Origin of the sequence: Microbacterium rhizosphaerae (assembly GCF_034120055.1) — a bacterium.
In the GTDB taxonomy this organism is placed as follows: domain Bacteria; phylum Actinomycetota; class Actinomycetes; order Actinomycetales; family Microbacteriaceae; genus Microbacterium; species Microbacterium rhizosphaerae.
The window spans coordinates 3,108,304-3,129,425 of sequence record NZ_CP139368.1; the positions used below are offsets into that span (position 1 = coordinate 3,108,304).

The window sequence follows — 21,122 nt, forward strand, 5'->3', positions numbered from 1 at the left end:
GCTCAGCCGTCCGAGGGTACGACGCCGGATTCGGCGCTTCCTGCGGTGTCATCCAGCGCGTTCTCGTCGAGCGCGCAGGAGCGCGCCCGCAGCTCGACACCGATGAGCGGGGCTCCTGCCGGGGCCGTCGCGGTGACGCACACGAGCTCGTTCTCACGCGAGACGAACACCGTCCCGCCCACGTCGGCGACGAGCGCCGTGCCGCGGTCGGTCTCGCCGCGGCCCGCCAGACGGGCGGCGTCTGCTGCCGCATCCTGCAGCCGTATCTGGTGTCCGCAGGCCGCGAGGATCGCGGCTCCGAGAGCGAGGACGAGCACCGCCGCCGGCAGGGCGATCGCGAATTCGGCCGTGACCGATCCGCGATCGCCCAGCCGGGCGCTCATGCGCCGCTCATGCAACGGTGAGCGCGCGGCGGACGAGATCGGTCAGGATGCCGCGCACCTCATCGCTGCGCATGATGACGACCAGGAGGCCGGCGAAGGCGACGGCCGCCATCGTCGCCACGGCGTATTCGGCCGTCGCGGCTCCGGTCTCGTCGCCGAACAGCTGGGCCGCGCGGCGCCGTGTCAACGGAATCGGGGCGGTCGGGTCGGTCTTGGTCATTGCTGTTCCTTTCGGTCGTGGGCACGGGGTGGATCGTCGGATGAGGCCCGTCGGGCCCGATCCGGTCAGAGATTGAGCGCGGTGGTGCCGAGCACGCTCAGCAGCATCGGCGCGACGCCGAGCAGCAGGAAGGCGGGCAGCGTGCACACGCCGAGCGGGATCAGGAGGTGCGAGGCGAGCTTGGCGGCGCGCAGCCGACCCTCCGTGCGCACGCGATGCCGGGCGAGCACCGCAGTCGCGCGCAGGAGCTCGACCGCGGGCACCCCTGCCTCCCGCGAGAGCGTGAGGATGTCCGCATCCGCGTGCGACTCGTCGCCCGTTGCCGGCTCGTCGATGCCCGCGGACGCCAGGGCCGTCCCGACGATCCCCTCTGCGCGCTCGACCGACACCCCGCCGCGCAGCGCGATCGCGCTGAGCTCCGCGCGCAGGCCGGGAATGCCCTCGGGAGTACCCGCCCGGCGCACGAGGCGCGCGGACCAGCGTCGCGCACCGACCATGCAGAGCAGGCCCGCCGTCCCGCACGCCCAGCCGGCCGGGCTGCCGACGAGGACGGAGACCGTGTCGAACCCGAGTGCGGAGCCGAGGGCGACGGCCACGAGCGGCAGCCATGCCATCAACCGGGCCGTACCCGCCGGCTCGGCGAGGGTGACCCGCACCTGATCCGCGGTCTCCTGCGCGTCACGCAGCGCGGCCGCGATGGCACGGAGGCTGTCGGCGAGCGGGGCTCCGACCGCGGCGGAGACGGACCACGCCGCTCCGACCGCACGCCAGGCCCCTCCGAGCTCGGCGATCGCCGCCGGTGAGGGCGACTCGGCCGACGCGCCGGGACGTACGTACGGCCACGCCCGCGCAGCGGGCACGCCGGCCTCCAGCAGCACCGCGAGCCGCAGCACGGCATCGGCCGTCTCCGCATCCCGACCCGGCGGCTCGGCTCGCCTGCGGCCGAAGAGCCGCGCAACCCTCAGTCGGGACACGGCACCTCCTCTATCGCGAGCCGGTCGCCGTCAAGCAGCGGACGGCCCATCCCCGCGAGACGACGTCGGCCGGACGCATCCCTTTCCACATGCAGCACCCAGCCGATCGCGCTGACGACCTGCCGGGCCAGCGCGCGGTCGTCGAGCCCCGCGAGCGCCCCCAGAGCCTCCAGCCGCGCCGCCACGTCACGGATGCCATTCGCATGAACGGTTCCCGCTCCCCCGTCGTGGCCGGTGTTCAGTGCCGACAGGAGGTCGCGCACCTCCTGCCCACGGCATTCGCCGAGGACGAGCCGGTCCGGACGCATCCGCAGCGCCTCGCGGACGAGTCGCGCGAGTCCGACCTCGCCGACGCCCTCGAGGTTCGGCTGACGGGACTCGAGCCGCACGTGATGGGGATGGTCGATGCGCAGCTCGGCGACGTCCTCGATCGTCACGATGCGATCGGTGGATGCCGCGCCTCCGAGCAGCGCCGCGAGCAGCGTGGTCTTGCCCGCGCCCGCCGCGCCCGTGACGAGGAGGTTCTCCCGGGACTCGACGAGCTCTCGAAGGCGGGCGGCCGTCCGCGGTCCGAACATTCCGCGTCCCTGCAGCTCATCGAGATTCGCCCGGCCGACTCGTGGCACCCGCAGCGAGACGAGCGTGCCGTCGGGCGCGATCGGCGGGAGCACGGCGTGCACGCGGATTCCGTCCTCCAACCGCACATCGACGCACGGCGAGCTGGCGTCGACATGCCGCCCGCCGAGGGAGATCAGCGCGACGGCGAGCGCGCGCACATCCGCCTCGGACGCGCGCCAGCGCGTGTCGCGCTGGGCCCCGTGACCGCGGTCGACGTACAGCCCGTCGGCTCCGTTGAGGAAGACGTCCGTGACCTCGGGATCGTCGAGCCAGTCGGCGAGCGGCGCGAGCGCCGGATGTCGGGATGCGGGCGGGGGTGGCTCCTCGACCGGCTCGATCGGTGCGCGCGCTGCAGGCACCGGGATGAAGGCCAGTCCCGCGGGGAACGGATCCTCTCGCGTGGGGCGCAGACGCCTGGGCTCACCCGCCCGCGGGTCGCCGACGAGCCGCGGACCGAACACGGCAGGACGAGGCACGTCGGCAGGGCGCGGCGTATGGGAGTCGGGGCGAGGGGCGACGACGAACGGAGCGGACATGTCGACGACGGTAGGTTCCGCCCGGACTGCGGCTCCGCCGCATCCGGCCGCCCGTGGACACGACGGCCGCCCCTCCGCATGGGGAGGAGAGAGGTGTGGGAGCGCGCCCAAAAAAGAGGGCGGCATCCCATGGGGGGAATGGGATGCCGCCACGCGCAGCCCCCGAATCGGGGGGTTTACCGGGAGCTGCAATGCCAGAATCGATGTTCGGCCGAAGTTGAGCTTACGCAACATTCGGCAACGCTCCAAACGATTTCCCAGGTTCAGAAGTGATATATCGGCTATCGATCCGGTGAGAGTGCCACCCACTATCGGAGGTAGTCGCGTTTCGACCCCGGCGTTAGAGTGACCCCGTCGCCGCACGACGGTCTCGTCCACGGCATCCCCCGGTTCCGCCCGCGAAGGAGCGTGCTCATGAGCAGCCAGATCGACCATCTCCTCGACGAATCCCGGCGATTCGCGCCGAGCGCCGAGTTCGCCGCCGAAGCCATTGCGACGAAAGAGCTGTACCACCGGGCCCAGGCGGACCGTGTCGGCTTCTGGGCCGATGAGGCACGCGAGCTGCTGACGTGGTCGAAGCCGTTCACCGAGGCGCTCGACTGGTCGAACCCGCCGTTCGCGACCTGGTTCGCCGACGGCGAGCTCAATGTCGCCTACAACTGCCTCGACCGCCACGTCGAGGCAGGCAACGGCGACCGCGTCGCGCTGCTGTGGGAGGGCGAGCCGGGCGACTCTCGCCGCATCACATACGCGGAGCTGACGGAAGAGGTCAAGCGCGTCGCCAACGTGCTCACCGACCTCGGCGTCGGTGCGGGCGACCGCGTCGCGATCTACCTCCCGATGATCCCGGAGGCCGTCACCGCGATGCTCGCGGTGGTCCGCGTCGGCGCGATCCACTCCGTCGTCTTCGGCGGCTTCTCGGCGGACAGCCTTCGTGCGCGCATCGACGATGCGGGCGCCAAGCTCGTGATCACCGCCGACGGCGGCTACCGCAAGGGCAAGGTGTCTGCGCTCAAGCCCGCGGTCGACATGGCGCTCGGCGACCGGAACGGCTCGGGCGTCCAGGAGACTGTCGAGCACGTCCTCGTCGTCAAGCGCGGCGGCAACGACGTCGAGTGGACCGAGGGTCGCGACCTCTGGTGGCATGACGTCGTGCCGCAGGCGTCCGCCGAGCACGAGGCGAGCGGCTTCCCGGCGGAGAATCCGCTGTTCATCCTCTATACGTCGGGGACGACCGGCAAGCCCAAGGGCATCCTGCACACCTCGGGCGGGTACCTGACCCAGACCGCGTTCACGCACAAGAACGTGTTCGACCTTCACCCCGAGACCGACGTCTACTGGTGCACCGCCGACATCGGCTGGATCACCGGGCACTCGTACGTCGTCTACGGGCCGCTCGCGAACGGTGCGACGCAGGTTCTCTACGAGGGCACGCCCGACACGCCGCACCCCGGCCGCTGGTGGGAGGTCGTCGAGAAGTACGGCGTCACGATCCTCTACACGGCGCCGACCGCCATCCGCTCGTTCATGAAGATCGGTCGCTCGGTGCCGAAGAAGTTCGATCTGTCGAGCCTGCGCCTGCTCGGCTCGGTGGGTGAGCCGATCAACCCCGAGGCGTGGATCTGGTACCGCAAGGTCATCGGCGACGACCGGACTCCGGTCGTCGACACGTGGTGGCAGACCGAGACCGGCGCGATCATGATCTCCGCGCTGCCCGGCATCACCGAGACCAAGCCCGGTTCGGCACAGGTCGCGCTGCCCGGCATCGCCGTGGATGTCGTCGACGACGCCGGCGTGCACGTCGGCAACGGCAACGGCGGACTGCTGGTCATCACCGAGCCGTGGCCGAGCATGCTTCGCGGGATCTGGGGCGACCCGGATCGCTATGTCGAGACCTATTGGGAGAAGTTCGCCGACAAGGGCGGCTACTACTTCGCGGGTGACGGTGCGCGCCTCGACGACGACGGCGACGTCTGGCTTATGGGCCGCGTGGATGACGTCATGAATGTGTCGGGCCACCGGCTGTCGACGGCGGAGATCGAATCCGCGCTCGTCGCGCACGAGGCCACCGCAGAGGCCGCCGTCGTCGGCGCGTCGGACGAGACCACGGGACAGGCGGTCGTCGCCTTCGTCATCATCAAGGAGAGCTACCTGTCGCAGCACACACCGGAGGGTCTCGCGACGCACCTCCGCGTCTGGGTCGGCGAGCAGATCGGCCCGATCGCGCGCCCCCGAGACGTCTACATCGTGGGAGAGCTGCCCAAGACCCGCTCCGGCAAGATCATGCGCCGTCTGCTGCGCGACGTGGCGGAGGGCCGCGAGGTGGGCGACACCACCACGCTCGCCGACACGATGGTCATGTCCGTCATCAGCGCCCAGGTGAAATAGGCAGCGAACAGCAGAGCGCCCCCACCTCGGCGGGGGCGCTCTGCTGTGTGACCTCAGACGGCGACGGTGAAGACGACCTCGACCTCGACGGGGCTGTCGAGCGGCAGCACGGGCACGCCGACGGCCGACCGCGCGTGGCGCCCGGCATCCCCGAACACGTCGCCGAGAAGCTCGCTGGCGCCGTTGATGACGCCCGGCTGCCCGGTGAACTCGGGGACGGATGCGACGAACCCGGTGACCTTGAGCACACCGGTGAGGTTGTCGACTCCCCCGACGACGGATGCGGCGGCCGCGATCGCGTTGAGCGCGCTCAGCCGCGCGTATTCGCGCGCATCGCTCGGGGGGACGAGGTTGTGGCCGTCGCCGACCTTGCCGGTCGCCGGGAGGACCCCCGCGACGAGCGGCAGCTGCCCCGCGGTGTAGACGAGGTCGCCGTGCAGCTTCGCCGGCACGTAGGCGCCGGCGGGCGTCGCGACCGTCGGCAGATCGATGCCGAGCTGGGCGAGGTTCTCGGAGACGGTCATGTTCAGTTCCCTTCGAACTGCGTGGCTGCCTGGGCCGCGGCATCCAGTCCCGCGTTCGCGGTGCCGCCGCCGACCGGGCGCTTGAGGTACGCGACGAGCCCGCCCTCGGGCCCCGTGACGACCTGCACGAGCTCCCAGCCCTGCTTGCCCCAGTTGTTGAGGATGGCGGCGGTGTTGTGGATGAGCAGAGGTGTCGTGAGGTATTCCCACGTGATCATGAGGGGCTCCTAGCCTTCGGTCCCCGAGCGCGTCGAGGGGCGGAAAACGGGGCCGTGCGTCAGTCTTCGCACAGGTAGCTCCCCTACGATCAAGCCTATGCCTGAATCGAAACGGACGGGTACGGGCGTGCTCGGCGGCCTGGCGGGTCTCGTCGGCCTGAGCGCGGTTGCCGGCATCCTCATCGCGACCGCGGTCACCCCCGCCATCGCGGTCACCGGAGCCGCCACGTCGAACGCGATCACGATGTTCGACAACCTGCCCGCATCGCTCAACATCCAAGCGCTGATGGTGCCGACCACGCTCTACGCGAAGGACCCGAACACGGGCCAGTACGTGGAGATGACCAAGTTCTACGACCAGAACCGCAATCCGGTGAAGTACGACCAGATCGCTCCGGTCATGTACGACGCTCTCCTCTCCAGTGAGGACCCGCGCTTCTACCAGCACGGCGGCATCGACATGATGGGCACGGCCCGCGCCATCCTGTCCAACATCAAGGGCGGCGCGGACACCCAGGGCGGTTCATCGATCAGCCAGCAGTACGTCAAGAATGTGCTCGTCCAGCAGTGCTACAGCACCGTCGACCAGAAGACCTACAAGACCGACAAGAAGTCCTCGGCCGAGGACAAGCGCGCCGTCGCTCTCCAGCAGTGCTACACGGATGCGACGAACTCGTCCGGCCCCGCGGGCATCCAGCGCAAGCTCCAGGAGATGCGCTACGCGATCGCGCTCGAGCAGAAGTACTCCAAGAAGGAGATCCTGCTCGGCTACATGAACATCGCGAACTTCGGCGGCACGACCTACGGCGTCGACGCCGCCGCGCAGCGATACTTCGGTGTCCCGGCCAGCCAGCTGAACCTGTCGCAGGCGGCAGTCCTCGCCGGAATGGTGCAGAACCCCAACCTGTACCGGATCGACCTCAAAGACAGCAAGACCAACGGCGACGCGAACCATTACGCCGAGACCAAGAAGCGTCAGACGTATGTCCTCGGGCGCATGAAGCACGATGGCAAGATCACCCAGGCGCAGTATGACGAGGCGATGAAGGCGCAGATCGTCCCTCACGTCACGACGCCGACGACGGGCTGCCAGGCCGCCGGCAGCGCCGCGTACTTCTGCCAGTACGTGGTTTCCGTCATCCAGAACGACCCCGCTTTCGGATCCACCGCGCAGGAGCGCCAGGCCGCCTTGCGGCAGGGCGGCCTCAAGATCTACACGACCCTCGACTGGCGCCTGCAGAATGTCGCGCAGGACCAGCTGACGAAGTCGGCACCCGCCACGGTCAACAAGGACTGGACGTACGGCTCCGTCATCACCAACGAGGAGACCAGCACCGGGCGCATCCTCTCCATGGCGCAGAACACCACGTTCTCGAATGAGCCGAGCCCGCAGCCGGGTCAGACGAGCGTCAACTATGCGGCCGACGCCAAATACGGCGGATCGAGCGGCTTCCAGCCTGGATCGACCTTCAAGCTGTTCACCATCCTCGACTGGCTCGAGCAGGGCCATTCGCTCAACGAGACCCTGAACGGCACTCTGAACCTCATCAGGAACTTCAAGAACTCCTGCACCGGCGGCAACATCCCCGGACAGAAGATCCAGAACTACGGTGGCGGAAGCGCCGGCGGCTACGTCGGCACGCCGCTGCGATTCACGAAGGACTCGCTCAACACCGGATTCTTCGCCATGGCGGCCAAGCTCGATCTGTGCGACATCGGCAAGGATGCGGCCAAGCTCAACGTGACCAACGCTGACGGCACCGCCATCGAAATGAAGTACCAGAACTCGATCATCGGCAACGCGCAGTATGTGTCTCCGGTGACGATGATGAGCGCCTTCGCCTCCGTCGCCAACGGCGGCGTCCAGTGCACGCCGAAGGTGATCGACAAGGTCACCGACTCCGCCGGCAACGACCGCCCCATCCCGCAGACGACCTGTACGCAGAAGGTCGATCCGCAGATCGCGGCCACCGCGGCGTACGACCTGCAGGGCGTCATGAACTCGGGCGGCACCGGTTCGCTCGGAAACGCCGGTGACGGGACCCCCGTCATGGGCAAGACCGGTACGAACGAGGGCACCCAGACCTGGCTCATCCAGTCGAGCACGGCGGTGACCACCGCGGTGTGGTCGGGCGTGGCGAACGGCCAGGACAAGGCCGATGCGAACGTCACCAAGACGCGCAACAGCCACGGCGTCGCGCTGAACCAGATCCGCTACTCGATGTCCAAGGCCGTGCAGAAGGTCGCGAACCAGCTGTACAAGGGCGCGAAGTTCCCCGCCCCCGACCAGGATCTGTTGAAGACCGTGATGGTCGACCTTCCCAATGTCGTCGGCATGACCCAGGACCAGGCCACGCAGACCCTGCAGGATGCCGGCTTCGACGTCCAGGTGGGTCAGCCCGTGCCGTCGAACCTCCCGCAGAACACGGTCGCCGCACAGAACCCGGGCGCCGGCAAGGCCGCGTCGGGTTCCACCGTGACGATCTCGCTCAGCACAGGCACCGGTGCCACCATCCCGGCCGACATCATCGGCAAGAAGCTCAGCGACGCACAGGCCGAGCTGCAGCAGGCCGGGTTCACGAAGATCACTGCGCAGTGCGTCGCCACACCGGGCGGCCAGGGCACCGTGCTCACCTCTGATCCGGCTCCCGGCACGGCCGCCGACACGAGCCAGACGGTCAACCTCACGTACCAGAAGGACAAGTGCGGAGGCGGACCCGGAGGCGGCGGTGGCGGGGGCAACGGCTGATGCCCTCTCCCACACGCACCGCCCTCACTGCTCTCGGAGCGGTGGGGGCGGTCGGTGTCGGCGCCGCGGTCTGGGGCATCGGCATCGAGCGCTTCCTGTTCACCGTCCGTCGCCATGAGCTGCGCATCCTGCCTGCCGGCGCCGAGCCGGTGCGCGTCCTGCACCTCTCCGACGCGCATATGGCCCCCTGGCAGCACCGCAAGCAGGACTGGATCGCCTCGCTGGCCGACCTCCACCCGGACTTCATCGTCAACACGGGAGACAACCTCGGCCATGCGAAGGGTCTCGACGGCCTACGCCGCGCCTTCGCGCCGCTGCGCGGCATCCCCGGCGTCTTCGTGCACGGATCGAACGACCACGCTGCGCCCGCGCCGCGAAACCCGCTGCTGTACTTCTCCGGGCCGTCGAAGATCAAACGCGCGCCGGAGCCGCTCGACACCGACGCCCTCGACGACTACCTGACCGACGAGCTCGGCTGGCATGCGCTCAACAACACGGCGACGACGATGGATGCCGGCGGCCTCCGCATCGCCGCCTTCGGCGTGAGCGACGCGCACCGCGGGTGGGACAAGCTCGACATGCTGCCGCGGGCGCTCGCATCCCTCGATCTGTCCGATGTGGAACTCACGCTCGGAGTGACGCACGCGCCGTACCAGCGGGTGCTGAACGACTTCATCGACCTCGGCGCCGACGTGCTCTTCGGCGGGCACACGCACGGCGGTCAGGTGCGCATCCCGGGCTCGCCGAGGGCGCTCGTGGCGAACTGCGACATCCCGCTCGACCAGGCCCGCGGCCTGAGCACCTGGACGCACGGCGGGCGCACCGTGCCGCTCAATGTGAGCGCCGGCATCGGCCATTCGATCTACGCGCCGGTGCGGTTCGGATGCCGTCCGGAGGCATCGCTCATCACGCTCCTCCCCCGCCGCTGACGGCCCGACGCATCCCGAATCTCACGCAACCGTGACCCGCGGAGCGGGTCGTTCGCACTCGACGCACAGGCTGAGGTCATAGCGTCGAAGACGTGACGAACAACATGCCGTCGACGCGTAAACGGCATCTGGGCGGCGTACTCGGAGGCCTCGTCGGCGTCGTCGCGCTCAGTGCGGTGGCGGGACTCCTCGTCGCGGCCGCGGTGACGCCCGCCATCGCAACGGCCAGCACGGCCGCCAGTGGCGCCATCAACGCGTTCGACAACCTTCCGAGCGAACTCCAGATCGAGCAGCTTCAGCTGCCCACGACGATCTACGCCAAGGACCCCAACACCGGCCAGTACGCCGAGCTGACCCGGTTCTACGACCAGAACCGCGTTCCCGTGACGTGGGACCAGGTCGCGCCGGTCATGTACGACGCGATCCTCTCCAGCGAAGACCCGCGGTTCTACCAGGAGGGCGGCGTCGACCTCATCGGCACCGCACGCGCCTTGGTGTCGAACCTCAAGGGTCAGAGCAACACCCAGGGCGGCTCGTCGATCAGCCAGCAGTACGTCAAGAACGTGCTCGTGCAGGACTGCTACTCGACCGTGGATGAGAAGACCTTCAAAGACAAGGGCAAGCTGACCGCACAGCAGCAGAAGGATGCGGCGCTCCAGGACTGCTACAACGAGGCGACGAACGCCAGCGGCACGTCCGGCTACATGCGCAAGCTGCAGGAGATGCGCTACGCGATCGCGGTGAGCCAGAAGTACTCGAAGAACGAGGTGCTGCTCGCCTACCTCAACATCGCGAACTTCGGCGGGACCACGTACGGCATCGAGGCCGCCTCAGAGTACTACTTCGGTGTGCACGCGAGTCAGCTGAACCTCGACCAGGCGGCCGCCCTTGCGGGCATGGTCCAGAACCCCAACACCTTCCGGATCGACCAGCCGGCGAGCAAGACGAACGGCAGCGCCAACGGCTACGCGCTGACCAAGCACCGCCAGGAGTATGTCCTCGGACGTATGCAGACGCTCGGCAGGATCACGCCGGCCCAGTACACGCAGGCGATGAAGGATGCGATCACCCCGAAGATCACGCCTGCCGTGACCGGCTGCGCGGCAACGGCCGCACCGTACTTCTGCGCCTACGTGAGGTCGATCATCACGTCAGATCCCGCGTTCGGCGCCACGCAGGCCGATCGCGACCAGGCACTGCGGCAAGGCGGCCTGCACATCTATACGACGCTCGACTGGCGGCTGCAGAACGTCGCGCAGGCGGACGTCTCGCAGCACGCCCCGCAATCCGAGCCCGGCTTCGACTACGGCGCAGTCGCTGTGAACGTGCAGCCGGGCACGGGGAACATCCTCTCCATCGCGCAGAACACCGCCTACTCGGATGCCGCGAACGCCGGCCCCGGCAAGAGCAGCATCGTGTATGCCGGCGACATCCTGCAGGGCGCTCACGGGTTCCCGGCGGGGTCGTCGTTCAAGCTCTTCACGCTGCTCGACTGGCTGGAGAAGGGCCACACGCTCAACCAGGTGGTGGACGGCGTGAAGCGCGTCATCCCGCGCCTCACGAACTCGTGCCAGGGCAACTGGGTCAATTTCAAGAACGAGACGATCCCGAACTTCGGAACGGAGGGAGCGGGATTCGTCGGCACACCGCTCCAGTTCACCAAGGTGTCGCTCAACACCGGCTTCATCGGGATGGCGCAGCAGCTCGACATGTGCGACGTCATGCACGACGCCACGAAGCTCGGTGTGACGCTCACGAACGGCAGCCCCGTCAAGATGAACTTCCTGTCATCGGTGATCGGCACCAACCCGGTCTCCCCCATCGCCATGGCCGGGGCCTACGCCGCGATCGCGAACAACGGCATCTTCTGCCAGCCTCAGGCCATCGCGCGCGTCACCGATTCCCACGGCGCCGACCGGCCGATCCCGAAGCGGACATGCACGCAGGTCGTGGATCCCGGCATCGCCGCCACGGCGATGTACGCCCTGCAGACTCCTCTGCAGCCCGGCGGAACCGCGTACCAGGGCAACCCGAACGACGGCACGCCGCTGTTCGCCAAGACGGGTACGAACAACGGCGACCAGACCTGGCTCATCGAATCCAGCACCGCGATGACGTCGCTCATCTGGTCGGGTACGGTCAACCACGGCGGCTACGGAGACACGCTCGACCTCTTCCATTTCTTCTTCCACGGCACGGATCTCGCCTCGATCCGTTACGCCATGGCGGCGCAGCTGCAGCGCGCCGCCGACCAGTTCTACCCCGGCGGCCCGTTGCCGGCGCCTCTGGCGAACCTTCTCGGCACCGGCGCACCCCCTCCGCCGGCGGCGGCCCCCGCTCCCGCTCCGGCACCAGGGCCGGGCGCGGGTAACGGCGGTGGCGGAACCGGTGGCGGCGGAGGCGGTACCGGTGGTGGCGGCCAGATCACTCCGAGTCCGCCGCCGCACGGGCGTAAGCACTGACCTCCCCGGAGGTTTCCACGACACCCGGTCGCGCATCCGCCGATTTCTGCCGACGGTCTGTTTCGGTTAGACTCGGAGGGTTGTCAGCGGGGTGTGGCGCAGCTTGGTAGCGCGCTTCGTTCGGGACGAAGAGGCCGCAGGTTCAAATCCTGTCACCCCGACAGCAGAAGGGCTCCGCCGCGAGGTGGAGCCTTTCGCATAAGCCCGAAAGGATCCCTGGATGCCGCGCCTCGTCGCCTTCGACCTCGACGACACCCTCGCCCCCAGCAAAGCCGCGATCGACCCTCGCATCGGCGACCTGCTCGTCGCGCTCGCGGGGCGCGTCGACGTCGCCGTGATCTCCGGCGGCCAGCTCCAGCAGTTCCGCAGCCAGGTGGTCGACAGGCTGCCGGAGGCCGACGCATCCACGCTCTCGAAGATCCACCTGCTGCCCACGTGCGGCACGCAGTACTACCGCATCCGCCCCGACGGCATCGAGACCGTGTACGCGCACGCGCTCACCGAGGAGGAGAAGAGCGCGGCGCTCACCGCTGTCGAGGAGGAGGCCAAGCGCCTCGGCTTCTGGGAGACCAAGACGTGGGGGCCGATCCTCGAGGACCGCGGATCGCAGATCACCTTCTCGGCGCTCGGCCAGCATGCGCCGATCGAGGCGAAGTCCACGTGGGATCCGACCGGCGCCAAGAAGAACGAGCTGCGTGCGGCGGTCGCCGCACGACTCCCCGAGCTCGAGGTGCGCTCCGGCGGATCGACCTCGGTCGACATCACCCACCGCGGCATCGACAAGGCGTACGGGATGCGTCAGCTGGCCGATGCGACCGGCATCCCCCTCGAGGAGATGCTGTTCGTCGGCGATCGGCTCGACCCGGATGGCAACGACTACCCCGTGCTCGCCCTCGGCGTGCCGTGCCAGGCCGTGCGGGGCTGGGAGGACACCGCCCTGTTCCTCGAAGGACTCATCCCGACCCTCTGAGCGGATGGTGCGCCCGCTCACCTGTCACGAACACAGGCTCCACCCATCGAACGTGACAGGCGAGCAGACCCATGCCCGCTCACCTGTCACGAACACAAGCTCCACCCCATCGAACGTGACAGGCGAGCAGACCCCATGCCCGCTCACCTGTCACGAACACAAGCTCCACCCCATCGAACGTGACAGGCGAGCAAACCCACGCCCGCTCACCTGTCACGAACACAGGCTCCACCCCCTCGAACGTGACAGGCGAGCAGACCCCATCCCCGCTCACCTGTCACGAACACAGGCTCTACCCCATCGCACGCGACAGGCGAGCAGACCCCGCGCGGAGGTCGACTCAGCGCGTGGCGACGGGCTTCGCGGCCGAGGCGGCCGGACTCACCGGCACGAGGCGCGTGAGCTGCGTGACGTGGCGCGGCTCCAGCTCGGCGAGCGATGAGACGCCGAGCAGGCGCATCGTGCGGACGATCTCGCTGCGCAGGATCTCGATCGTGCGATCGACGCCCGCGCGCCCGCCTGCCATGAGCCCGTAGAGGTAGGCGCGGCCGATCAGGGTGAACTTCGCGCCGAGGGCGATGGATGCGACGATGTCGGCGCCGTTCATGATGCCGGTGTCGACCATGACCGTGGCGTCCCGGCCCACCTCGCGCACGACCTCCGGCAGCAGGTGGAACGGGATCGGGGCGCGGTCGAGCTGGCGTCCACCGTGGTTCGACAGCACGATGCCGTCGACGCCGAGGTCGACCAGGCGCTTCGAGTCGGTGACGTTCTGCACGCCCTTGACCACGATCTTGCCGGGCCACAGCTCGCGGATGATCGCGAGGTCGTCGTAGCTGATCGTGGGGTCCATCGCCGCATCCAGCAGCTCGCCCACGGTGCCGCCCGTCGTCGACAGCGACGCGAACTCGAGCTTGGGCGTCGTGAGGAAGTCGATCCACCACCACGGCCGCGGGAGTGCGTTCACGATCGTGCCGAGCGAGAGCTGCGGCGGGATCGAGAAGCCGTTGCGCTTGTCGCGCAGGCGCGCACCGGCGACCGGGGTGTCGACGGTGAACATGAGGGTGTCGAAGCCCGCGGCGGCGGCGCGCCGCGCGAGGCCGTACGAGATCTCGCGGTCGCGCATGACATACAGCTGGAACCAGTTGCGCCCGGGAACCGCCCCCTGCGGCTCTCGAAGGGTCGCCGCCTTCACATCCTCGATGGACGTCGTGCCGAGTGTCGAGAGAGTGAACGGGATGCCGGCCGCCGCCGCCGCCCCCGCCCCCGCGATCTCACCCTCCGTCTGCATGAGACGCGTGAACCCGGTCGGCGCGATGCCGAACGGCAGGGCGGACGGACCGCCGAGGATCTCGACGGAGGTGTCGACGTCGACCGCGGGCCGCAGGATGTCGGGGTGGAACTCGATGTCGCGGAACGCCTGGCGCGCGCGGGCGAGCGAGAGCTCGCCCTCTGCAGCGCCGTCGGTGTAGTCGAACGCGGCCTTGGGCGTGCGGCGCTGGGCGATGGTCCGCAGGTCGTCGATCGTGAGGGCCGAGCTGAGGCGGCGCCTCTTGCCGTTCAGGTCGATCTTCTTGAACTGCATCAGCTCGAGCAGCTCGGCGGGATTCGGAAGCTGGCGGGTGACCATGGCGGGGCCTTTCATGCGGGGAGTTCGGTGGGCGGTGCAGGGGCGGCCGAGAGGCCGGTCTGCGCGTAGTAGCCCGTGATGTGTTGGTGGACGAGACGGCGGGCGGATGCGGCATCCCTCCGCTCGACGGCGGCGACGATGTCGCGGTGCTCGTGGCGGAGACGGTCGGCGGTCGCGGCCCAGTCCGGCACGCGCTCGGCGCCGGCGCGGACGTACGACTCGATGGCGGTGCGCAGGCCCGCCATCATGGCCGCCACGACGACGTTGCCGGATGCTTCGGCGAGGGCGACGTGCAGCTGCGCGTCGAGGGCCAGGAACTCCGCGGGGGTGAGGGTGCCGGCATCCATCGCATCGAGCACCTCGTGCACCGGGCCGAGCTGCGGTCCCGGCTCGTCGGCGAGGGCGCCGACCACCGCGGTCTCGAGGATGATGCGAGTGCTCACGACATCGGGGAGCGGGAACCCCTGCGCGGCGACCTGCAGTCGCAGCAGGGCCGACATGCCGCCCGAGGGCGTCGCCACGACGATGGCGCCGGATGCGGGCCCCGACCCGGTGGCCGTGCGGATGAGTCCCATCACCTCGAGCACACGCAGCGCCTCGCGGACACTGGAGCGGCCCACGCCGAGGCTCGCCGCCAGCTCGCGCTCGGGAGGCAGATGGTCGCCCGGGCCGAGGCGGCCGTCGAGCAGGTCGGTCTCGATGTGCTCGAGCACGAGACGCCAGGCGCGGGTCGGCGCGGCCGTCATCGGGACCTCCTCGGTGAGCGATCGTCGCGGACCGCCGTGTGGTCCGACCACATTATCACCTGTGGTCAGACCACGCCACCGGGGCCGGGGACACTAGCCTGAATCGCGTGCAGCCTGTCACCGTCGTCCTCCTCCTCGCCGCGGCCGTCTCGGCGTTCTGCTGGATCGCCTCGCTCATCACGAAGGACACGTCGTGGGTCGATCGCATCTGGTCGATCGCACCCGTCGCCTACGTGTGGGTCTTCGCCGGAGCGGCGCTCATCGATGGCCGGGATGCCGGACGACTGCTCGTCATGGCCGTGCTCGTCACCCTGTGGGGTGCACGCCTGACCTTCAACTTCGCTCGGAAGGGCGGCTACAGCGGAGTGGAGGACTACCGATGGGCGGTCCTGCGCGCGCGCATGAAGCCCTGGCAGTTCCAGCTGTTCAACCTCTTCTTCATCGTGCTGTACCAGAACGCGCTGCTCGTGCTCATCGCCCTTCCCGCGGGGATGGCCTGGCTGCATCCGATCGGCTTCACAAGCTGGGACACGCTGTTCGCGGCGCTCTTCCTCGGCTTCCTCGTCCTCGAGACGGCGGCCGATCAGCAGCAGTGGGACTTCCACCGGGCGAAGGCGGCGGCCGGCGGCCGGCTCGAACCGGGGTTCCTCACGACGGGCCTGTTCCGCTGGAGCAGGCATCCCAACTTCTTCGCCGAGCAGGCGCAGTGGTGGATGCTGTACTGCCTCGGCGCGACGGCCGCCGTAACCTCGGGGCTCGGCTTCTGGGGCGGTGCGGTCAACGCGACGATCGCCGGTCCGATCCTGCTCAGCGTGCTCTTCATCGGCTCGACGATCTTCACCGAATCGATCTCGTCGTCGAAGTACCCCGCCTACGCCGAGTACCGGCGCATGACGTCGATGCTCATCCCCTGGCCGCCCCGACGGCGCTCCGCAGAGGCCGTCTGAGGTCGTCTGCGGCGGTTCAGCCCAGTCGCCCGCCGGACTCGCGCAGGTAGCACTCCGCACAGAGCGACTCGTACGTGACCTCGGCGCCGTCGATCGCGACCTGGTCGCCCTCGAACACGAAGCGACCGTCGACGAGCCGCGCGTTGAACAGCGCCTTCCGCCCGCACCGGCAGATCGTCTTCAACTCCTCGATGGTGTGCGCGATGTCGAGCAGCCGCCTCGACCCGGGGAAGGCGTGCGTCAGGAAATCCGTGCGGATGCCGTACGCCAGCACCGGGATGCCGTGGAGCACCGCGATCCGCAGCAGGTCGTCGACCTGCTCCGCGGTGAGGAACTGCGCCTCGTCGACGAGGAGGCACGCGACCTCGGCGGGCGGCCGATTGAGGCCGGCGAGCTCGTCGTGCGTGTAGCGCACACGGGCATGGTGCTCGGCGAACAGGTCACGGGCATCGTCTTCCGGCCCGATCAGGAAGTCGACGGGGCGGGAGACGCCGAGCCGGCTCTCGATCTGGTCGGCGCCCTTCGTGTCGATCAGCGGCTTGGCCAGCAGGACGCGCTGGCCGCGCTCCTCGTAGTTGTATGCGGCCTGCAGCAGAGCGGTGGACTTGCCGGAGTTCATCGCGCCGTAGCGGAAGTACAGTTTTGCCACCCGCCGAGTCTACGGAATGGCGGCGGCCTCGGCCCGGCTCACGCGGGGTGCGCCGGCTCCCCGCGTCAGGCGGTGAGCTGGAGCTCCTCGGCCGTTTCGGCCATGGTCTCCTCGGCGAGTGCCGGGTCGGTGTTGAGCTTCTGACCCAGGGTCGGGATCAGATCGCGCAGCGTCGGCTCCCAGTCCGGGTACTGGTCGGGGAAGCAGCGCTGGAGCAGGTCGAGCATGATGGGCACGGCGGTGGATGCGCCGGGCGAGGCCCCGAGCAGGCCCGCGATGGAGCCGTCCTTCGCCGCGACGACCTCGGTGCCGAACTGCAGCTTGCCACCCTTCATCACCTGAGCCCGCTGGCCCGCCTGGAGCAGCGTCCAGTCGTCGTCCTTCGCGGTCGGGACGAAGATGCGCAGGCTGTCGACCTTGCGGCGGTGGTTCTTCGCCAGCTCGCTGACGAGGTACTTGATGAGCGGGAAGTTCGTGAACGCGACCTTGAGCATGCTGCCGAGGTTGCTCGGCCGCACCTGGCCGACGATGTCCCACCACGATCCGTTCTTCAGGAACTTGGGGCTGAAGGTCGCGAACGGACCGAACAGCACGGAGGTCTCACCGTCCACGACACGCGTGTCCAGGTGCGGAACCGACATGGGCGGAGCTCCGACGGATGCCTGCGAGTACACCTTCGCCTTGTGCTGCTGCACGATCGCCGGGTCGCTCGTCATCAGCCACTGGCCACCGATCGGGAAGCAGCCGTAGCCCTTGATCTCGTCGATGCCGGACTTCTGCAGCAGCTTGAGGGCCCAGCCACCCGCGCCGACGAACACGAAGCGCGCGCGCACCTGCCCGGGGGCGCGCCCGATCGAGTTGCGGTACTTGACGAGCCACGTGCCGTCGCTCTGCTTCTTGAGGCTGCGCACCTCGCGGTTCTTCACGACATCCATACCGGCATCGCGGAGGTTGTCGATCAGCTGGTGCGTGAGCGCGCCGAAGTCGACGTCGGTGCCCGCGGGCACACGCGTCGCGGCGAACGGCTCGCCCTTGCGGCGCTTCTGCATGAGCAGCGGCGCCCAGGTGTTGATGACGCGGGAGTCCTCGCTGTACTCGATGCCCGCGAACAGCGGCTGGTCCTTGAGCGCCTCGTAACGCTTCTTGAGGTACGCGACATCCTTCTCACCGCGCACGAAGGTCATGTGCGGCGTCGAGTTGATGAAGGTGGTCGGCGCGTCGAGCACGCCGCGCTCGACGAGCGTCGACCACAGCTGGCGGCTCAGCTGGAACTGCTCGTTGATCGAGATCGCCTTGGCCGGGTCGACGGATCCGTCGGGGCCCTCGGGCATGTAGTTCAGCTCGCACAGCGCGGCGTGACCGGTGCCGGCGTTGTTCCAGGCGTTGGAGCTCTCCAGCGCGACGTCGTGCAGCCGCTCATAGACCGCGATCTTCCAGTCCGGCTGGAGCTCGTGGATGAGCGTTCCCAGGGTGGCGCTCATGATGCCGCCGCCGATGAGGAGGACGTCTACGGTTTCAGTCACCCGTCAATTCTAGGCGCGCGCCGGATACCGGCTTGTTCGCCCCGACGTCCGGTCCAGGGCACCCCGCTGTCCCCCGCGTACGTCCCGTCAGGCGGCAGCGGTGAGCTGGGCGCCGACGATCTCGGCGATCTGCACGGCGTTGAGCGCCGCGCCCTTGCGCAGGTTGTCATTGCTGATGAACAGCACGAGGCCCTTGCCCTCCGGGGCCGACTGGTCGGCGCGGATGCGACCGACGTAGCTCGGGTCGGTACCGGCGGCCTGCAGGGGCGTGGGCACCTCTTCGAGCTTCACGCCGGGGGCCGATGCGAGCAGCGCCCGGGCGCGGTCCGGCGTGATGTCGCGCGAGAACTCCGCGTGGATGCTGAGCGAGTGACCGGTGAAGACCGGGACGCGCACGCACGTTCCGGCGACGCGGAGCTCGGGCAGCTCGAGGATCTTGCGGCTCTCGTTGCGGAGCTTCTTCTCCTCGTCGGTCTCGTTCTCGCCGTCCTCGACGAGGTTGCCGGCGAAGGGGATGACGTCGAACGCGATCGGCGCGATGTACTTCTCCGGCTGCGGGAAGTCGAGCGCCGACCCATCGCGCGCGAGTCGCTCGACGTCGCCCTGCGCGAGGACGCCTTCGACCTGGCCGAGCAGCTCCTGGACGCCGGCGAGGCCGGAGCCGCTGACGGCCTGGTACGTGCTGACGATCAGGCGCTCGAGCCCCGCCTCGCCGTCGAGCACCTTGAGGACGGGCATCGCGGCCATCGTGGTGCAGTTGGGGTTGGCGATGATGCCCTTGCGCGCCTCGGCGATCGCGTGCGGGTTGACCTCGCTCACGACGAGCGGCACATCGGGGTCCATGCGCCAGGCGCTGGAGTTGTCGATGACCGTGGCGCCGGCCTCGGCGAAGCGCGGTGCGTGTGCCCGGCTGCCGGTGGCGCCCGCGGAGAAGAGCGCGATGTCGATGCCCGAGAGATCTGCGGTGGCGACGTCCTCGACCGTCACGGCCCGGCCCTGGAAGACGACGTCGGAGCCGGCGGAGCGGGCCGTCGCGAAGGCGCGCAGCTCGCGAACCGGGAAGCCGCGCTCCTCGAGGATGTCGAGCATGGCGCCGCCGACCTGGCCGGTGGCGCCCACGACGGCGATAGAGAGTCCGGAATCGGAGATGCGGGTCATGGGAGGCTCCTCGGGGAGTCGCGGGCCGCGCAGCAGCGCAGCGATCGGGATGCGCCGGCGCTGGCGTTGTCGAGATTCTACCGGCGCCCGCGGGTGACCGGTCGCCGTGTGTCAGGCCGTGACGAGAGGGCCGATCGGTTGAGGGGCCTCAGCGTCCGGTGCCGGCGTGGATCACGGCATCCGCGTCTCCGTCGAGACCGTAAGCGGTGTGCACGACACGCGCCGCCTCGGCGAGCTCGTCGCCGCGCACGACGACCGAGATGCGGATCTCCGAGGTCGAGATCATCTCGATGTTGACGCCCGCGACGCTGAGCGCCTCGAACAACGTGGCCGAGACCCCGGAGTGCGTGCGCATGCCGGCGCCGACGACCGACAGCTTGCCGATCTGGTCGTCGTGCACGAGGCTCTCGAAGCCGATGCCGGCCTGCTCCCCCGCGAGCGCCTTCAGCGCCATGGATGCCTCGGACTTCGGCAGCGTGAAGGAGATGTCCGTGCGCCCGGTCGCTGCGGCAGACACGTTCTGGACGATCATGTCGACGTTGGCGCCGGACTTCGCCACGATCTTGAAGATCTCGGCGGCCTTGCCGGGCACGTCCGGCACGCCGATGATGGTGACCTTGGCCTGGCCCAGGTCGGTCGCGACTCCCGCGACGATCGGCTCTTCCATGTGCTCTCCCTGTGCGAGGAGCTCGGCGCGGCGGCTGTCGATGACGAGGGTGCCGTCGCTCGAGCTGAACGTAGAACGCGCGTGGATCAGCACGCCATGGCGGCGGGCGTATTCCACGGCACGGATGTAGAGGACCTTCGCGCCGTTCGCGGCGAGCTCGAGCATCTCCTCGCTCGAGATGCGATCGAGCTTGCGGGCCTTCGGCACGACGCGCGGGTCGGCGGTGAAGATGCCGTCGACGTCACTGTAAATCTCGCAGACGTCGGCGTCGAGAGCGGCGGCGAGGGCCACCGCGGTCGTGTCGGATCCGCCGCGGCCGAGCGTGGTGATGTCGCGGGTGTCGCGATTGAAGCCCTGGAAACCGGCGACGATCACGATCGCCCCCTCGTCGAGGGCCTCGCGCAGGCGTACCGGCGTGACGTCGACGATGCGGGCGGCGCCGTGCGTGGCGTCGGTGATCATGCCGGCCTGGCTGCCGGTGAACGAGCGGGCCTCGAAACCCATGGAGTGGATGGCCATCGCGAGCAGCGCCATCGAGATGCGCTCGCCGCTCGAGAGCAGCATGTCCAGCTCACGGGGGGCCGGGATGGGGGCCACCTCTGCCGCGAGGTCGAGGAGCTCGTCGGTCGTGTCGCCCATCGCACTCACCGCGACCACGACATCGTGCCCGGCGCGGCGCGTGTCGACGATGCGCTTCGCGACGCGCTTGATGCTCTCGGCGTCGGCGACGGACGAGCCGCCGTACTTCTGGACGATCAGCGCCACAGTGGAACTCCCGGGGATCTCGGCGGTGGACGAGGACCGCCGGATTCGATTGTACGGATGCCGCGG

At 69.0% G+C, this 21,122-nt stretch carries 18 protein-coding genes and 1 tRNA gene; 7 read left to right on the top strand and 12 right to left on the bottom strand.

Going from position 1 to position 21,122, the window contains the following annotated elements:
* Nucleotides 1-2 precede the first annotated feature (2 nt).
* From SM116_RS14115 to SM116_RS14130, 4 genes are all read right to left on the bottom strand, one after another.
* Nucleotides 3-383: a TadE family type IV pilus minor pilin gene (locus tag SM116_RS14115; protein ID WP_320941606.1), complete on the bottom strand. Its 381-nt coding sequence runs from the start codon at nt 381-383 to the stop codon at nt 3-5.
* Between the two features lie 7 nt (nt 384-390).
* Nucleotides 391-603, bottom strand: a complete 213-nt coding sequence (locus tag SM116_RS14120) for a DUF4244 domain-containing protein (RefSeq protein WP_320941607.1) — start codon at nt 601-603, stop codon at nt 391-393.
* A gap of 65 nt (nt 604-668) precedes the next feature.
* Nucleotides 669-1,577 carry a pilus assembly protein TadB gene (locus tag SM116_RS14125; RefSeq protein WP_320941608.1) on the bottom strand — a complete coding sequence of 303 codons (909 nt, stop codon included), beginning with the start codon at nt 1,575-1,577 and terminating at the stop codon, nt 669-671.
* Nucleotides 1,565-2,731, bottom strand: a complete 1,167-nt coding sequence (locus SM116_RS14130) for a TadA family conjugal transfer-associated ATPase (protein WP_320941609.1) — start codon at nt 2,729-2,731, stop codon at nt 1,565-1,567. Before SM116_RS14130 ends, SM116_RS14125 begins: the two co-directional genes overlap by 13 nt.
* 414 nt (nt 2,732-3,145) lie before the next feature.
* On the opposite strand from SM116_RS14130, the gene acs reads away from it, so the two are divergent.
* Complete coding sequence (acs, locus tag SM116_RS14135) at nt 3,146-5,119, top strand: acetate--CoA ligase (RefSeq protein WP_320941610.1); 1,974 nt, start codon at nt 3,146-3,148, stop codon at nt 5,117-5,119.
* Nucleotides 5,120-5,172: 53 nt separating this feature from the next.
* Here acs and SM116_RS14140 read toward each other — a convergent pair whose 3' ends face one another.
* A complete protein-coding gene (locus SM116_RS14140) occupies nt 5,173-5,643 on the bottom strand; it encodes a RidA family protein (RefSeq protein WP_320941611.1) in 471 nt (156 codons plus the stop codon).
* Nucleotides 5,644-5,645: 2 nt separating this feature from the next.
* Entirely contained in the window at nt 5,646-5,861 is a 216-nt protein-coding gene (sp36, locus tag SM116_RS14145; protein WP_320941612.1) for a Sp36 family protein, read from the bottom strand.
* Between the two features lie 97 nt (nt 5,862-5,958).
* Here sp36 and SM116_RS14150 point away from each other — a divergent pair, with 97 nt between their 5' ends.
* From SM116_RS14150 to SM116_RS14170, 5 genes are all read left to right on the top strand, one after another.
* Entirely contained in the window at nt 5,959-8,610 is a 2,652-nt protein-coding gene (locus tag SM116_RS14150; RefSeq protein ID WP_320941613.1) for a transglycosylase domain-containing protein, read from the top strand.
* Nucleotides 8,610-9,539 carry a metallophosphoesterase gene (locus tag SM116_RS14155; protein ID WP_320941614.1) on the top strand — a complete coding sequence of 310 codons (930 nt, stop codon included), beginning with the start codon at nt 8,610-8,612 and terminating at the stop codon, nt 9,537-9,539. The genes SM116_RS14150 and SM116_RS14155 overlap by 1 nt, the downstream gene beginning before the upstream one ends.
* Nucleotides 9,540-9,631: 92 nt before the next feature.
* Entirely contained in the window at nt 9,632-12,001 is a 2,370-nt protein-coding gene (locus SM116_RS14160; protein WP_320941615.1) for a transglycosylase domain-containing protein, read from the top strand.
* 87 nt (nt 12,002-12,088) lie between these two features.
* A tRNA-Pro gene (locus SM116_RS14165) sits at nt 12,089-12,162 on the top strand.
* 59 nt (nt 12,163-12,221) lie between these two features.
* Nucleotides 12,222-12,971, top strand: a complete 750-nt coding sequence (locus tag SM116_RS14170; protein WP_320941616.1) for an HAD-IIB family hydrolase — start codon at nt 12,222-12,224, stop codon at nt 12,969-12,971.
* Between the two features lie 340 nt (nt 12,972-13,311).
* Here the strand turns inward: SM116_RS14170 and SM116_RS14175 are convergent, their stop codons facing one another.
* Both SM116_RS14175 and SM116_RS14180 read right to left on the bottom strand, forming a co-directional pair.
* Nucleotides 13,312-14,601, bottom strand: coding sequence for an alpha-hydroxy acid oxidase (locus SM116_RS14175; RefSeq protein WP_320941617.1), 1,290 nt, complete (start codon nt 14,599-14,601; stop codon nt 13,312-13,314).
* 11 nt (nt 14,602-14,612) lie between these two features.
* Nucleotides 14,613-15,347, bottom strand: a complete 735-nt coding sequence (locus tag SM116_RS14180) for a FadR/GntR family transcriptional regulator (RefSeq protein ID WP_320941618.1) — start codon at nt 15,345-15,347, stop codon at nt 14,613-14,615.
* Nucleotides 15,348-15,454: 107 nt separating this feature from the next.
* Between SM116_RS14180 and SM116_RS14185 the strand changes: the two genes are divergently transcribed.
* Nucleotides 15,455-16,294, top strand: coding sequence for a DUF1295 domain-containing protein (locus SM116_RS14185; RefSeq protein WP_320941619.1), 840 nt, complete (start codon nt 15,455-15,457; stop codon nt 16,292-16,294).
* A 16-nt stretch (nt 16,295-16,310) separates the two neighbouring features.
* Here SM116_RS14185 and SM116_RS14190 read toward each other — a convergent pair whose 3' ends face one another.
* The 4 genes from SM116_RS14190 to SM116_RS14205 form a co-directional block, all read right to left on the bottom strand.
* Nucleotides 16,311-16,943, bottom strand: coding sequence for a thymidine kinase (locus SM116_RS14190; RefSeq protein WP_320941620.1), 633 nt, complete (start codon nt 16,941-16,943; stop codon nt 16,311-16,313).
* Nucleotides 16,944-17,008: 65 nt separating this feature from the next.
* Nucleotides 17,009-18,466 (bottom strand): malate dehydrogenase (quinone), encoded by a 1,458-nt coding sequence (mqo, locus tag SM116_RS14195; RefSeq protein WP_320941621.1) that lies wholly within the window; start codon nt 18,464-18,466, stop codon nt 17,009-17,011.
* A gap of 87 nt (nt 18,467-18,553) precedes the next feature.
* Entirely contained in the window at nt 18,554-19,624 is a 1,071-nt protein-coding gene (locus SM116_RS14200; protein ID WP_320941622.1) for an aspartate-semialdehyde dehydrogenase, read from the bottom strand.
* Between the two features lie 148 nt (nt 19,625-19,772).
* Entirely contained in the window at nt 19,773-21,056 is a 1,284-nt protein-coding gene (locus SM116_RS14205) for an aspartate kinase (protein WP_320941623.1), read from the bottom strand.
* Nucleotides 21,057-21,122 lie beyond the last annotated feature (66 nt).

Coding starts and splice junctions, on each gene's coding strand:
- SM116_RS14115 (WP_320941606.1), bottom strand. CDS start 383: ATGAGCGCCCGGCTGGGCGATCGCGGATCGGTCACGGCCGAATTCGCG.
- SM116_RS14120 (WP_320941607.1), bottom strand. CDS start 603: ATGACCAAGACCGACCCGACCGCCCCGATTCCGTTGACACGGCGCCGC.
- SM116_RS14130 (WP_320941609.1), bottom strand. CDS start 2,731: ATGTCCGCTCCGTTCGTCGTCGCCCCTCGCCCCGACTCCCATACGCCG.
- acs (WP_320941610.1), top strand. CDS start 3,146: ATGAGCAGCCAGATCGACCATCTCCTCGACGAATCCCGGCGATTCGCG.
- SM116_RS14140 (WP_320941611.1), bottom strand. CDS start 5,643: ATGACCGTCTCCGAGAACCTCGCCCAGCTCGGCATCGATCTGCCGACG.
- sp36 (WP_320941612.1), bottom strand. CDS start 5,861: ATGATCACGTGGGAATACCTCACGACACCTCTGCTCATCCACAACACC.
- SM116_RS14150 (WP_320941613.1), top strand. CDS start 5,959: ATGCCTGAATCGAAACGGACGGGTACGGGCGTGCTCGGCGGCCTGGCG.
- SM116_RS14155 (WP_320941614.1), top strand. CDS start 8,610: ATGCCCTCTCCCACACGCACCGCCCTCACTGCTCTCGGAGCGGTGGGG.
- SM116_RS14170 (WP_320941616.1), top strand. CDS start 12,222: ATGCCGCGCCTCGTCGCCTTCGACCTCGACGACACCCTCGCCCCCAGC.
- SM116_RS14175 (WP_320941617.1), bottom strand. CDS start 14,601: ATGGTCACCCGCCAGCTTCCGAATCCCGCCGAGCTGCTCGAGCTGATG.
- SM116_RS14180 (WP_320941618.1), bottom strand. CDS start 15,347: ATGACGGCCGCGCCGACCCGCGCCTGGCGTCTCGTGCTCGAGCACATC.
- SM116_RS14200 (WP_320941622.1), bottom strand. CDS start 19,624: ATGACCCGCATCTCCGATTCCGGACTCTCTATCGCCGTCGTGGGCGCC.